At 33.1% G+C, this 15,702-nt stretch carries 12 protein-coding genes; 8 read left to right on the top strand and 4 right to left on the bottom strand.

What is annotated here, in order from left to right; translation table 11 throughout:
* The first annotated feature begins 110 nt into the window (after positions 1-110).
* From HH304_RS02460 to HH304_RS02445, 4 genes are read left to right on the top strand one after another with little or no spacing between them, the layout of a single operon-like run.
* Positions 111-3,845, top strand: a complete 3,735-nt coding sequence (locus HH304_RS02460) for a fibronectin type III domain-containing protein (RefSeq protein WP_169677853.1) — start codon at positions 111-113, stop codon at positions 3,843-3,845.
* A 55-nt stretch (positions 3,846-3,900) separates the two neighbouring features.
* A complete protein-coding gene (locus HH304_RS02455; protein ID WP_169677852.1) occupies positions 3,901-4,911 on the top strand; it encodes an acyltransferase family protein in 1,011 nt (336 codons plus the stop codon).
* Between the two features lie 10 nt (positions 4,912-4,921).
* A complete protein-coding gene (locus tag HH304_RS02450; protein ID WP_169677851.1) occupies positions 4,922-6,088 on the top strand; it encodes a hypothetical protein in 1,167 nt (388 codons plus the stop codon).
* A complete protein-coding gene (locus HH304_RS02445) occupies positions 6,066-7,502 on the top strand; it encodes a hypothetical protein (protein WP_169677850.1) in 1,437 nt (478 codons plus the stop codon). Before HH304_RS02450 ends, HH304_RS02445 begins: the two co-directional genes overlap by 23 nt.
* Here HH304_RS02445 and HH304_RS02440 read toward each other — a convergent pair.
* Genes HH304_RS02440 through HH304_RS02430 form a run of 3 tightly spaced genes read right to left on the bottom strand, consistent with a single transcriptional unit; the run spans position 7,499 to position 9,703 of the window.
* Positions 7,499-8,098 (bottom strand): HAD-IB family hydrolase, encoded by a 600-nt coding sequence (locus HH304_RS02440; protein ID WP_169677849.1) that lies wholly within the window; start codon positions 8,096-8,098, stop codon positions 7,499-7,501. The two genes, HH304_RS02445 and HH304_RS02440, sit on opposite strands and share 4 nt — an antisense overlap.
* Entirely contained in the window at positions 8,098-8,835 is a 738-nt protein-coding gene (locus tag HH304_RS02435; protein WP_169677848.1) for an SDR family oxidoreductase, read from the bottom strand. Before HH304_RS02435 ends, HH304_RS02440 begins: the two co-directional genes overlap by 1 nt.
* A gap of 1 nt (position 8,836) precedes the next feature.
* A complete protein-coding gene (locus HH304_RS02430; protein ID WP_169677847.1) occupies positions 8,837-9,703 on the bottom strand; it encodes a decaprenyl-phosphate phosphoribosyltransferase in 867 nt (288 codons plus the stop codon).
* 121 nt (positions 9,704-9,824) lie between these two features.
* Here HH304_RS02430 and HH304_RS02425 point away from each other — a divergent pair, with 121 nt between their 5' ends.
* The 4 genes from HH304_RS02425 to HH304_RS02410 are packed head-to-tail and all read left to right on the top strand — an operon-like array spanning position 9,825 to position 15,011.
* On the top strand, positions 9,825-11,357 hold the full coding sequence (locus HH304_RS02425) for a glycosyltransferase family protein (protein ID WP_169677846.1): 1,533 nt from the start codon (positions 9,825-9,827) through the stop codon (positions 11,355-11,357).
* A gap of 3 nt (positions 11,358-11,360) precedes the next feature.
* Positions 11,361-12,806: an MBOAT family O-acyltransferase gene (locus HH304_RS02420; protein ID WP_169677845.1), complete on the top strand. Its 1,446-nt coding sequence runs from the start codon at positions 11,361-11,363 to the stop codon at positions 12,804-12,806.
* A gap of 1 nt (position 12,807) precedes the next feature.
* Positions 12,808-13,884, top strand: a complete 1,077-nt coding sequence (locus HH304_RS02415; protein WP_169677844.1) for a hypothetical protein — start codon at positions 12,808-12,810, stop codon at positions 13,882-13,884.
* On the top strand, positions 13,884-15,011 hold the full coding sequence (locus tag HH304_RS02410; RefSeq protein ID WP_169677843.1) for a glycosyltransferase family 4 protein: 1,128 nt from the start codon (positions 13,884-13,886) through the stop codon (positions 15,009-15,011). Before HH304_RS02415 ends, HH304_RS02410 begins: the two co-directional genes overlap by 1 nt.
* Here HH304_RS02410 and HH304_RS02405 read toward each other — a convergent pair.
* Complete coding sequence (locus HH304_RS02405) at positions 15,004-15,696, bottom strand: TolC family protein (RefSeq protein ID WP_169677842.1); 693 nt, start codon at positions 15,694-15,696, stop codon at positions 15,004-15,006. The genes HH304_RS02410 and HH304_RS02405 overlap by 8 nt on opposite strands.
* Between the last annotated feature and the right edge of the window lie 6 nt (positions 15,697-15,702).

Raw genomic sequence — 15,702 nt, 5'->3', positions numbered from 1 at the left:
TCATTTACAAAAGATTTAGGTAGTTTTGTTATTCGACATTACTTATGTAATGTTTAAAATCATTCATTCAATTTCCGCAGGCCACAATATACTTAAGAATTATTTTTTCTATGAAAAAGGTATTAATCATCTTCGCTATCACGTTGATAGCCTCTTTTACAGGATTCACTCAGACGGCAGAAACTGAATGTCCTGACCCATCAAACCCATCGCGGATCGGGCCTAATGGTTTTTTGTATAGCAGATTAGGAGGCAATGCCTCTCTAAGAGATACGATTGTAACAGACTACATAAACATGACCCCCTGGGATTCAGAGCGTTACATTCCATATCTATTCAGAACGGGTGCATATGGAGAAACAATGGATTTCAGAATGATTCATCCAAATGACTGGACAGCAGAGTCTACGCAAAAATGGCCTTTAATAGTTATGTTTCACGGACGAGGTGAACGAGGTAAAAAGGAGTATTACTCAACACCCGGAGACAGATGCGACATGACTAGTCAAACCTTAATCAATAACTGGATTAACGACAATAAACGATGGAGAAATAACGACCACTCAATGGTATGGAGTGGTAGAGAGCATCGTGACTGGGTAACTAGCGGTCAATATCCAGGATTTGTGCTTTTTGCACAGGAAGGTTTTGGCTATTGGGTTAATGGTCCTGGTTTTACAAATGGATACCTTGACTTCGATAATGTAGAAAATGATCCTACCAAGGAAATGCGTATGACGATCGAACTAATTGATTATCTAATTTCTCTTGGGCAGGTTGATCCAGACAGAATATATGTCCATGGTCTTTCGTCTGGTGGCTCAGGCTCATGGTACATTACTATGAAGAGACCTGATTTAATTGCTGCCGCATCACCAATGTCTGCACCTGGTGATTTAAGTCAATCACAAAAACTTTCTCATATTCCGGTTTGGTTAACCCAGGGTGGACAAGATGGAAACCCCATTCCGGCGGTTTCACATAATGTAATGGCATCTCTACGCCAATATGGAGGACAAGAAAAGATTTATGAAGGTGAACAAAGAATATATACTGAATATCCGAATAGAGGTCATAATGCATGGATAGATACTTATGCAGACCCTTACTGGATGGAGTGGATGTTCAAGCAAGATAAAACTAACATTACCATCTTTGGAGATACTGCTCTGTGCCCTGGATCATCTATTACAATGGGCGTTGATGGCAGTTTTCTGGATTATGAATGGAAAAGAGATGGTCAGGCAATAGCTGCTAGCACAAACGATATCACAACTGACATCCCTGGTCAATATCAAGTTAGATTCTTAAGAAATATAGGAACTCAGCAAGAGTGGAGTAAATGGTCAAGACCTGTCACTGTATATATAAGAGAAGACAGAACTGAAACACCTGAAATCACACCACTTAGCACTACCGCTCTTCCTCCATCAGGAAGTAATGTTACATTAAGGGGGCCTGATGGCATGACAAGCTATCTTTGGTCGACAGGGGCCACCACCCAGCAAATTACAGTATCGAATATCGGTAGTTATACTCTAGAGGTTACAGCACCTGGAGAATGCGTAAGTTTACCTTCTGCCCCAATGGTTGTTACTCGTGGTCAAGGTGCAAACGTACCTACCTCGCCTGAAAACCTAAGGGGAGTTGTAAGTTCAGAAACAGAAGCAAATCTTTTCTGGGATGACCTGTCTGATAACGAAACAGTCTTTGAGGTTTACAGATCAACTAGCAGCTCTGGACCTTGGAGTTTAATTGCAAGGGTTGATGCAAATATTGAATATTATGAAGATATTACTTTAAACCCAGGAACAACATATTATTATAGAGTCAGAGCAATAAACAATCAAGGTTATAGTAATAATTATACCAATACCATATCACTAACTACTGCTAATGATAATACTGCACCAACCCCTCCTAATTTAACGTTAGGAAGTGTCACAGAGAACTCCATATCATTAACATGGGATACTCCTGAAGATAATTCACAAATTGTAAATTATAATCTTTATCAAGATGGTGTTTTATTAGTGCAGGTAAACAGGAATGACTATACAGTTTCTGGTTTGGATCCAAATACTATTTACCGCTATACTGTTAGAGCGATTGATGCAGCCGGAAACATTTCTGACCATAGTAATCAGGTTACAGCAGTTACAACTCCAAATGGAGTTTACTACGAATACTATGAACATTTAAATTCAATCAACACAGTTGATGTAATCGGACCTTCGGTGCCGGGTGGAAACCGTTTTTCTAAAACAGGTTATGCACCTACATTTACATATGACCCTGCAGAAAGGTTATTCAACATTAGCTTCATCTATATGTCATACCTTGATGTAGAAGTTGCAGGTTACTACAGTTTCTTCACATCCTCAGATGATGGATCCAAATTATGGGTTAAGGGTAATCTTGCCGTTAATAATGATGGAAATCATGGATGTAGAGAGCGCAATAGCTATGGTAATGATGACGGAGATGCAGTTCAAGGTATCTGGCTCGAAAAAGGAAGACATTTATTAGATGCAAGATATTATGAAAACTCAGGAGGAGAATGTTTCTCAGTATCTTACGAAGCTAGAGATATTAATGGAAATGTGTTTTTAAGTAAAACAACAATACCAGCAACAAGATTATTCAGAGGACCTGGAATTTTACCTGATCCTCCTGCTACACCAACTGGCCTTAGTGCAACTAACATCACTAATTATCAGGTAAGATTAAATTGGAATGATGCATCTAACAATGAAACAGGATTTGAAGTATATAGAAGCACAACTTCAGGCTCAGGATACATCATGTTAGGTACTGTTGGCCAAAACGTAGAACAGTTTATTGATGATACTGCAGTTCCTGGGACTGATTATTACTATGTAGTTAAATCAATTTCAAACTCAAATACATCTCCTGCTTCAAATGAAGCAAGTATAACAGTTACAGTTGATAACAATGCTCCTTCTACACCACTAAATCTGACAGTAATGTCAGTAGGAGCTACAAATATCGGACTATCATGGTCTGCTTCCAGTGATGATTTTGGAGTTAGCCACTATGAAGTTTATGCTAATAATAACTTGGTTAGTACTGTATCAAGAACTACAGGCAATGGTTCAGAAATGCAGTTAATGGGTTCAACACCATCAACTGCTACATTAATAACCGGACTAACTCCTGATACAGATTATGACTTCCAGGTTAGAGCAGTCGATGTAGGAGGTTTACAAAGTGGATTTAGTAATACAGCATCAGCTAGAACAGGACAAGAGGGTCCATTACCTGTTGAGTTTGCTTATGTAAGGGCAGAATTAACCGATAATGGAAACACAGTAACTGTATACTGGGGAACTGCATTAGAAATAGACAATGATTATTTTGTAATTGAAAAATCAACTAATGGTAAAAACTTCTCACAAATAGGAATAGTTGAAGGAAATGGCAACTCAAATCAACTTATTAATTATTCTTTTGTTGATGAGGATGTTCGTCCTAAAAACTACTATAGAATTAAGCAAGTTGACTTTAATGGAGACTTTGACTATTCTGAAATTGTAAGTGTATTTAGAAATAACAGCCCAGTGAAATTCAAAGTATATCCAAACCCATTGGTGCAAGGATCACTTAAAGTACAGGGAGAAGGTATAATTCATGGCGATGAAATCACGTATACTGTTTTTGATACATATGGTAACCCTGTAAGAACCGGAACTACAACCACAGACATGTTGTTAAGTAGTGAAGGACAGACTTTGGTTCATAAAGCAGAGCTAGCTTCTGGAATGTACTTCTTACAAGTTGTTTACCGCAATAACATATACAAACAAAAAGTCATCATTCAGTAATTCAATTAATTAATAAGTAACTCCTGTTAATTTTGACAGGAGTTATTTTTTTGCTTTGGAAACAAAACAATTTTTAAGTTATATCCACCAATTTAGAGGGCTGGCTATTCTATTAATAGTCATTATTCACTGTTTTGGAATTTTTGACTGGGACCAATTTGAAAATGGTTGGTTTATAGTAAATGCGGTTATAGGCCGTGGAACATTATTGTTTGTATTTATAGCCGGTTTTTTATTTGGTTACCTTTCCTATAAATACACTTTTCCAAGTTACCTTTCTAAAAAGATTAAATATGTAATACTTCCCTACATTATATGCTCTATTCCAATTTTAGTATATAGAATAGTATTTCAAGATATTCCTCCCAGAGTATTAACATTGTTCCCTGATTTTAGTGAAATAAACCCTGTATTACAGGTTTTTCTTTATTTGGTTAGTGGAACACATCTATTACCATACTGGTTTATTCCAATGATAGCCTGTTTCTACTTTGTTAGTCCGCTTTTCAATTTTTTCCTTAAAAAGAATTTTATAATAATACCCACTGTTATATTAACTATCATTTCACTAACATTTACCCGAGTAGTTACAACTGACATTATTGGGAATTTGATACATTATATTGGAGTATTTTGGCTCGGTATAGTGTTTTGCAAATACAGAAGTGAAATCTTCAAATTCACGGAAAAATACCCTATGCTTCCATTAGGGATTTATTTAATTCTATTAATATCAAGCCTAACAATAAAAATTTGGTCAGAACAACAATTTTTTCTTCAAAAAATTGCACTTTCTTGGCTATTGATTTTTAAATTATATAAAAATGAAAGAGATATACCTGTGTTGAATGCGTTAGCAGATCTTAGCTTCGGTATTTACTTTACTCATTTTTATTTTATTCTGGCAACCAAGCCATTTATCTTAAAATTAGCTCCGGATAACCCTATTTATCTCGCTGTCTATGCATTTATTTATTTTGGTTTGATCGTATTGTTGAGTGGAGTTGCAACAAAGATTGTTAAAATTCCATTTAAGCAAAACAGCAGAATGCTTGTCGGATCATAAATATTTGATAATGAAAAGAGCTTTAATACTGGTCTTACTAGCAATGTTAGTTTTCCTGATCAATAACTTATGGTTAGGAGGATATTTATATTCAATTGACACCTTAGCTGTTGAGTTAATGACTACTCCAGAGTCATTAACTGAATTTAGGATAACTAATGAAGAACCATTTAAGTTCAGAATAGTATTTCAAGGACTTGTGAAAGAAACTTCTTCATTTATTAATCCTGACTCAGCTGAAGTTTTCTATTATACCTACTTGTATTATTCACTAGCATTCTTTGTCATATCAATCTTATCATTCTTTTATCTATTCAAACTAGTATCAAAGAATCAAAATCTCGCATTTATATTTACTTTCCTGATATTGATATCACCTGCATATGTTATGGCGTATAGCATTCCTGTACATACCCGTGAAGATACACTTGCATATGCATTAATTTGCTTGGGGCTTATCGCCTTATTAAAAAATCAATATATAGCTTTAATCATTTGTATTATAATTGCTACTGCCACAAGGGAAACAACAATGATACTTCCTTTGTCAATATTGTTTTACCCTGGATGGTCTAAATTAAAAAGGTTTCTTCCTCTTATTATAGCTCTAGTCGTTTTTGTTTCAATTAGAGTCGCATTAGGTGGAAAAACTGACCTGGATCATCAGCTTTCATTAGGACTTAGATATAATTTAAATCATAAACTATCTTCACTTTCATTTCCAATTATCACTTTACACATATTCTGGGTATATTACTTAATATTCATCAAAGTTAAGTTACCTCCATACAAGACAATACCTGAATGGTTTTCTTCAACAAGTGTAATAGTATTAATACCAATATTTCTTTCCACAATTGTTTTTGGAAGGCTAAATGAAATAAGGTTACTCACTCTTGCCACACCTTGGGTTATGGCAGTCATTTTACTTAATCGAGATAAATGGTGGGTTTTACCTTCACCAAAAATGATAATATTTGTATCTTCTATTTCTATGGCTATAGGAGTAATTGTAATAAGCATTTTAAAAGGACAAGAAATATTTACTCAGTTTAAGCAGTACTATATCCCTTATTCTGAATGGACAGGAATATTTTGCGCATATGGAATATTACTTCTTTATGGTATCCTAAAGTTAATTATCAGTTATCGCCATGAGTATCAGAAAGTCAATTGAAACCGAAAAACTAATGGTTTTCAGTATGCTTTGGGCTTTAACAGTCTTAAGTAATCTGATAATATTTGATGATTGGATTAAAGAAACACATATTTTAGGGTATTCCCTTTTGCTATTTTGTATAGCTCTCCTAATCAGACCAATCTCAAAATTGATATTTATTGCAGCTGTTGTTAATAGTTTGGTTTATTCATTTCAAAAGATGCCATACATTCCAAATCAAATGATGTTTGAGTGGCTTATTAATATCCCAATATTACTTTATCTATTGATTTCATTTTTTAAAGAAAACCCCAATAGTGTAAATTCTGACAAACTTTTCATTTGGATGATTGAGCCAGTCGCTCAATGGGGATTACTTATTCTATACTTCTTCATGTTTTTCCATAAACTAAATACTGGCTTTTTAGATATTGATTACTCTTGTGGAATATTCAGGTTAGATGGACTAACAGATAGAATTAACCAGATTATAGGGTTAAAAAGTTTTGAGGGAATAAGTAGTTCTAGCAAATCTTTAAATTATGTTTCGATATACGGAACATTATTTATGGAAGCTATCATTCCGGTATTTCTATTTACCAGAAGATTTAGAACTACAGGTATTTTCATCGGTATGATATATCACTATATACTTTCTTTACACCCCAACATAGGTATATTTAGTTTCAGCCTTATCATATTTACTTATTACATTTTCTTCCTCCCTGATAGTTTCTTTATTTGGATACGATCATTTAGAAATAGAAACATAAATTTAATTCTAAGGATAATTCTATTTTCACTAATAGGCATTTTCTATATTTCATATTATTTCTTTGGCTATTGGAAATACTATATAACAGGCCAAATATTATGGTACATACTCGGATTTGCTTTTATTATTATTTATCTGGTCTTTTTAAGATCAATAAATAAGATTTATGAAAGTGAATTATTCAAAATTGAATTTCCTGGATTTGCAGGGTTAATATTTCTGTTCTTTATTATGCTGAATGGCTTATCACCTTACCTGGGGCTCAAAACAGAAACTTCCTTTGCTATGTTTAGTAATTTGAAGACCGAGGATGGAAGTAATAACCATTTAATTGTACCTGATTGGTTACAGGTATTTAATTTTCAAAAAAACCTTGTAAAGATAACTGATTCAAATATGAAATATGTTTCACTTGATTATTACCCTGAGGGAAGTGAAAGGCTATTTACTGATTTTGAACTTCAACGAGTTATTAATTTTATGGAGCCAGGAAGTACAATTACTTTTACGGTTGATGATAACTCTTATACAATTAAAAAGAAATCAGATGGTTCTTTAACTAATACAGATAGAGTTAAATCATATTCATATTTCACTTATAAATTTTTATTATTCAGACCATATTATAAAGAAGATATTAACTTTTGTCAACATTAAATAAATGGCTTAAAGTAGGTCTTATGACATAGTGATAACATTGGTATATCCCCTTTTGTATCACCGTACCCTACAATTTTTATATACTTTTCAAGCTGAAAATGTTCTAATACTAACCTCCTCTTTTCTTCACCGTAACAGTTTTCACCATTGTAATCACCAGTAATTAAGCCATCTTCAACCTCCCATTCAGTTGCGATTATGTTAAAACCAAATTGCTCTGACCATGGAGCTATCCAGAAACTATTTGAAGCAGTAACAATATAGAGGGTATAATTTTGGTCTTTTAGTTCTTGAATTTCAGTAATTGCCTTGGGTCTTATCATACCGGGTAATATTTCATTTGCAAACCTCTGCCCGGACATTTTAAGATCACTATATCTCATGCCTTTGAAATACCATTTAATAAAATGTCTTTTTAATACTGAATTTGATATGATCCCAAAAAAATAAAAAATTATAAAAGGCGACAAGGCTATGATACCCAACCAAAAATTGAACTCCCCTTTTACAAATTTAATAAAAGGTATAAACGTATCTCCTTTCGTGATAGTTCCATCAAAATCAAAAAGAGCGAGCTTATCGTTTACTTCCATTATAGCTTTAACCTTTTAAAAATAAATTCAGGAATATTCCTGATAACAAGCATAATCAAACCCCAAATTGGCAAAACATAAATATCATTTTTCTTTTTACTCCAACCCTTAATAATCTTTTTTGCAGCTGCTTCAGGAGAGGCTGTTATAGGCTTTGGTAGATCAAGTCCTTCAGTCATTTTGGTATCCATAAAACCAGGTCTGACAGTCATTACATGGATGCCTTCATGAAATAATTTATTTCTCAGCCCAGATAGGTAAGCGGTAAACCCTGCTTTTGCGCTACCATAAATATAATTTGACATTCTACCTCTATCACCCGCTACACTACTTACTCCTACTACAGTTTTTATCTTTTCCTGATTCCGTTTTGTAACATAACTGTTAATAATTGAAACAGCACCAGTGTAGTTTCTGCACATTATTTTTTGTGCCTCAAGGGTATTTTCTTCTGCTAATGCTTGATCCCCTAAGTATCCAAAAACCACAAATAAATTCTCGGGAAAGGCTCCATCGAATTTATCAAAAAAAACTTCATGAGAATCGGTATCATTTGCATCAAAATACTCACTTTCACACTCAACTTTATGCCTGATACTTATATCACTCGAGGTTTTTTTCAATTCATCAACCTTTCTACCTCCAAGGATTATATCATACCCCTTTGAAGCCAGTTGATGTGCAATCGCCGTTGCAAGGTCAGAAGTGCCACCTAATATTAATACTCTTTCATTCATTTTATGAAGTGTAAATGATAATATAAAAACTTATTACCCAGAGAATAAGATTAACCATTGAAAATTTATCCTTATACAATATTCTTGTTGGTGAGCCACTCTTATTGTCAACTATTGTAATCTGTAAATATCTTAATATTCCGGAAATCACAAAAAGGGAGGTTGCATATAAATAACTACTTTGAATATTTGCTTCGGGACTAAGACAATACATCAAATAAGAAACTATTATAACCCCGGATATTAGTACCAATGTAGCTGTCATATACTCCAGACTATAGTTGGTTACTGATTTTCTAGTTAAATTCCCTGATATAGTAAACTGATAAACATCATCTCTTCTCTTTGCCAGAACAATGAAAAGTGAGAGAAGATAAACCATAACAATTAACCATTGCGAAAGTGGAACTTCAGCTATAATTCCTCCACTAATAACTCTAATAACAAATCCACTAGATACCATAACCATATCTAGTATGGCAACTCGTTTTAGACCTAAAGAATAACTAATATTAATTGCCAGATAAATCAATAGCATGATCATAAACCGGTATTCCAAAAAATAGCCTAAAGTTAGTCCTGCCAAAAGGCAAATAGTCATTATCACAAATGAAGTTGTAATTGATACTTTCCCTGCTGCAATAGGTCTTAATTTTTTTGTGGGGTGTTTTCTATCGTTTTCTCTATCCCTATAGTCATTAATTATATAGATAGCAGACGCTACTAGAGAAAATGAAAAAAAACCAACTATAAGATGAAGAATTTTAGTTGTTTTAAATAAATCCCCGGCAAAAAATAGTGGTACAAATAAAAATGAGTTCTTTATCCATTGATCCACTCTCAACAGATTAAAATAAGTTTTCAGCATAATTTCAACAATATAGGCCAAAAATAAGATTATTTATAAAAAGTATAAAAAAATGAACATTTTTATTTAGAAATTGTGCAAGAAACTGCTATTTTCGTAATTCAAATAAGACAAGTATTCTATGACCAATACCGGAAGGATCATCTCTGTTTCACAAACAGTGGTAATCTTATTTTTTTCTGTGTTGCCATTATTTTTCTCCTATCCTTACCGGATCAATATATTTTTATCCTGGGAAGGCGCTTACAGGATAATGAATGGAGAAATTCCTTTTAGAGACTTTGGAATACCAATGGGCTATGCTTATTGGGTTTTACCATCCTTATTCTTTAAAGTATTTGGCCCCAAATTATTTACACTAATTATCTGCCAAGTATTTATAAATATAATAGGAGGATTAACCTTCATTGGAATTTTAAGGCAATTCAGGATAAATAATTATTTAATACTTGTCTCAGCGTTTGTTTATGGGCTAACCTATATCTTTTTAAACTATTGGCCTTGGTATAACCATAGTGCATTTATATTTGGACAGATTGGTTTATATTTTACGTTAAGATATATCCTTCAAAAGCAAACCATCACTTACCTTATTCTTTCAGGTTTATTTGCTTTTATTTCATTTTGGACTAAGCAAGACTATGGTGCACTTTTTATGGTGTTCACGTTGATTTTACTTGGAGTAAAATCTTTAGAAACAAAAAAGTTTGTCATTCCACTGATATCTTTAGTATCATTTTTACTACCGCTAGCAGCTCTTTTTATTTTACATGGAGAACATAATATACACTATTGGTTTAATTATGGTCAAAGCCCTCATAGTGCGAGGATAATGCCAGTGAATTTTATTCATAAAGCCTTTGGAGAGTCATTCTTTGAAAAAGTTGGGCTACTTATTTTATTCACAGCCGGATGTTACCAACTTTTCAATAAAGAGCTAAAGCTATTTTCAACTAAGTTTTACTTTATACTTACAATTTGCGGAATCCTTTGCCTAGGTTTCATTACTAAAGTAACAAGTGTACTACAGTTAGGAAACGATGCCTTCATCTATGCATATATTTTTGCTGGTATTTTAGGTTCCTTTGAAATCATAAAAAATTACAACTTTAAAATATCTGCAATAATCATTCTTATAGTTGCTCTAATTGGAAGTGAATTATACTGGGGATATGCTACAAATATCCTAAAAATTAGTCCACCAATTACTTTTAACAAAGTTGAAAGTAATGAAACATATGAGCCCTGGATTACCCCACCATACGAAACATTTAATAAAATCAAGGTTCCAAAAAGCACATCAGATACAATGCTTTGGCTAGAAAGATTAAATGATACACTTCCTGAAGGAACAAAGGTGTTGAATATGTCAGAGCTAACTCCGTTAAACCATGAATTTAATTGGGCATATGATAATGGAACACCTTTATGGTTTCACTATAGGGTAAGCATTTTTGATAAAGAGATTGATGAGTATTGTCAAAAAATAAAGAACAAAGAATATGGCATGGTCATTTTTGAGAACATACCAAACCTCAATAACTTTTATCCGGAAAAGATAAAAATGTGCCTTGAAGAAAACTATAAATTAATTAGAACCTGTTCTGCTCCAAGACAAATTAAAGGAGCAACTATAGATATATATGTAAAATAACCCATGCTTTTTAATTCATTACATTTTGCATTTTTCTTTCCGTTAGTTGTCGGAATATTTTTCTTCCTGAAGCCAAAGCACAGGCAGATATTGCTATTAATAGCTTCATATTACTTTTATATGAGTTGGAAGGCAGAGTATATCATTTTAATACTGCTATCAACTTTTATAGATTACTTTGTAGCCAATAGTATTGAGTCAACAGATAGTGCTTCTAGGAGAAGATTTTTCCTGATGATTAGTGTAATCTCGAACCTTGGAATCCTTTTCTTTTTTAAATACTTCAATTTCTTTAGCTCGAATGTCCAGGATGTAATCAATATCTTTAATATAGATTATGATGTTCCTGTACTACAGGTATTACTACCGGTTGGTATTTCGTTTTATACCTTCCAGACAATGAGTTATACAATAGATGTATACAGAAAACAGCAGGAAGCAGAAAAGAATATATTCACCTTTGCATTGTATGTATCTTATTTCCCTCAACTTGTTGCCGGACCAATTGAGCGCCCAAGGCAATTACTTCCTCAATTAAAGCAAGATGCTAAGTTTGATTACAACCGTGTTACATCGGGGTTACGACTAATGGCATGGGGGTTCTTTAAAAAATTAGTTGTTGCAGACCGGGCAGCAATGATTGTAAATGAAATCTATAACAACCCGGATGAATTTAAGGGTTGGTATGTCATAGTTGCCTCAGTCCTTTTTGCCTATCAGATATATTGTGACTTCTCTGGATATTCAGACATCGCAATTGGTACTGCACGAATCATGGGTGTTGAGTTAATGAAAAACTTTGAAAGGCCTTATTTTTCAAAAAGTATCTCTGAATTCTGGAAAAGATGGCACATTTCACTTTCGACGTGGTTTAGAGATTATGTATATATCCCGCTAGGAGGAAACAGAACCAGCAGGCCAAAGTGGTATATGAATTTATTTATAACCTTTTTGGTTAGTGGTTTATGGCATGGTGCAAACTGGACTTTTGTTGTGTGGGGAGCTCTACATGGTTTTTATTTAATATTTGCCATTGTATATGAAAAACCAAAAGCTAAGATCAATCAGATAATTGGACTTGATAAGGTTCCAAGGTTATACGGCAAAATTCAATTATTAACAACCTTCATATTGGTATTAATTGGCTGGGTATTTTTCAGAGCAAATAACATATCTGATGCTTTTGTTCTTTTATCAAACAGTCTAAAAGTTGAATCACAACAGCTTTCATTTGCCTTACTTGAAACGCCTAAAAATCAATTAATTACAGCAATTATATTTATATTTATCTTAGAGGTGATTCAACATTTTCAAGGTAAAAAAGAGATTGAAGAATGGATGGCTTTTAATAAAAAGCCGATTCGCTGGGTTTTCTACATATTATTGATTGCAGCGATCCTTAATTTCGGGATCTTTACTAGTAACGATTTTATTTATTTCCAGTTTTAGCATGAAAAAACTATTAATCAATATATCACTGATTCTATTCTTTGTATTACTTCTTAACATTATAGTTAGGTCAGTATTTGATCTTCCATTCTCATGGGGGTTTGACAGACTTGATAGTAAGACTCAGTTTTATCTGGAAAATGAAGATAATTATAATTGCCTAATGATTGGCTCAAGTAGATTATATAGGCAAGTTGATGTAAGTGAATTTGATAGACAAAATAAGGCTAAAGGTGTAAATACAAATACTTTTAATTTTGGTGTTCATACAATGAGTGCTGCAGATACTTACAGAGTATTAGATGAACTATCAAATTCATTAGAACCTGGAGACCTTGATTATCTAATCATTGAATTAATGAATACAAACCAGGTTAGTATCAGAAACCTGGGCACAACAAGGAGTACTTTTTGGTATACACCCGAATCTTTTGTGTTTAGTGTTAGATCAATTTTAAATTCTAATCGATCATTAACAAACAAGGTTTACGGAGCATTTAGTCATACTTTATCCTATGGACTAAAATATGCTAATGCAGGATATATTTCAGAGTATATGGATTATCAAAACATTGATCCACATTCTGAAAAATACAGTTATTATCTTGGCCCAAATAAGGATGGATATTTTCCATTGATGGATGAAATGACAAATCCACTTACTCAGGATTCAGATAGAAAAGAGTTAAAATCAAGAAATGATTTCTTTGTAAATGATACGGCCTCAGTTACTGAATATTTGAATATTAGTCTGGAAAGCTATTCAAAACAAAATAGTGATAATTTAAACGAATATCATTTAAATTATTTGAATGAGATCATTCAAAAAGTTGAATCTAAAAATATTAAGGTTTTCATATTATTTCCTCCCCGCCAGACCTATGAAAACTATGGGGAACTTTTACCAATTTTAAATAGATTACCTGACAATCAGGTCATTAGTATTTCTGACGCTAATGTTTACCCACAATTTTATATTGCTAAATATTCATTTGATTTCGGACATTTAAATAATGAAGGATCTGAATTATTTACTAAAGAAATCAGTGATAAGTTTATAAACGAATTAAATAAATAATGAGAATAGCGATTGAAGCCCAAAGATTATTCAGACCAAAAAAACATGGTATGGAGGTAGTCACTCTTGAGCTAATCAAGGCAATGCAAGAGCTTGGTCCAAGTGATGAGATAAGGGTTTTTATTAAGGATGACAAAGATGATCAATGCCTGCATAACAGTAACAATGTTATTATTCATAAGACTTCATCGCATAATTACCCTTATTGGGAACAAGTACTTTTACCAAAACTTGTTGGGAAATTTAAGCCTGATATTCTTCATTGTACTAGTAATACCGGCCCTTTAATAGGTGGTACACCAATAATTTTAACACTACATGATATTATATATTTGGAGTCAATAAACTTTGATGGGACGCCTTACCAGAATTTTGGTAACATTTACAGAAGGTTTATTGTTCCACAGATTGTTTCGAAGGCAAAAAAAATTATCACAGTTTCTGAATTTGAAAAGGAAAAGATCATAAAAAAACTCAACTTACCTGAGGATAAAATATCAGTTGTCTACAATGCAAAAAGCGAAAAATTTAAAAAAATTGACGATTTAGATCTTTTAGAATCATTTAAAGTTGCCCATAATTTGCCTGATAAGTTTATTTTATTTCTTGGCAATACGGCTCCAAAGAAAAATACTCCATCTATGATAAAAGCATATTGTGAGTATTTGGAAAGAAGTTCAAATGGACTAAAAATGGTAGTTCTTGATTTGAAAGAAGAAGTTCTAAATAAGATTTTAGCTGATCAGGGGTTCAATAAATTTAGAGAATATTTTGTTTTGCCAGGTTACATTAGAGCTTCTGAAATGCCACTTATTTACAATCTTGCAGAATTATATGTTTATCCATCATTGAGAGAAAGCTTTGGGCTTCCGATAGTTGAAGCAATGGCATGTAATACACCGGTAATTACTTCAAACACATCATCAATGCCAGAGGTGGCTGGAGGCGCAGCAAAACTAATAGACCCATTTAATCACTCTACTATAACAGAAGCATTGTTAGAATTAGCAGATAATGAAGAAAAAAAGGAAGATCTTAAAATACAAGGGTTAAAAAGATCCTCCTTTTTCTCATGGGAAAATGCCGCTGGTCAGATGTTAAAATATTATCATGAATTAATTAATTAACTTCTTCAAGCTTCATCCCAATTAGCTCTTCGACTTCCAGTTTAGAGATTTCTCTATCTCTCTCGGTTGTCATTCTTTTTATTTTTTCAGTATTGTAAACTCTTAATGCAGTATTATACTCATTTAAAGTAGCTCCGCCATTTTTAAACTTTTCCTCTAAAAGCTTTGCTTCAGCATCAGCATCTTCCATAGCAACTGTATTAATCTTAAGAAGTTCATCGTAGAGCTTAAAGTTCTCATAACGCTGAAGAACTTCCTTCCTGATTGTTAACTTTTGTGCATTTACTTCTTCCAGGGAATTTCTATAGATAGCTTTAGCTCTTTTCACCTCAGCAGGAGTATTAACCAAATCACCTAACTTAAGAGTTAATCTAAAGTTGTACCTAGGAAAGAACTGATTACCTTCACCTGGATCTGGATCAATATTAAATTCATTTAAGTTTCCTTGTGCTTCAACATTATCTAACCAATCCCACTGAGCTAAATGAATATCTTTTTTGGCAACCTCAACATTATTTTCTCTTACTCTGTTTAATGGGTAATTTAACCAAGCAAGTCTGACTAGTTTTTCTTCAAACGAAAGTCCGGATGCTTCTTCCGGTAAAATAATTTTATCATAGTCGACATTCTGAGCATTCATCGCAAATGCTCCGAAAATAAAAATGATTAATAGATTTTGTTTCATGATCTT

The organism is Marinigracilibium pacificum (assembly GCF_012926615.1).
GTDB lineage: Bacteria > Bacteroidota > Bacteroidia > Cytophagales > Cyclobacteriaceae > Mangrovivirga > Mangrovivirga pacifica.
This window is presented reverse-complemented; position numbering and strand designations above follow the sequence as displayed.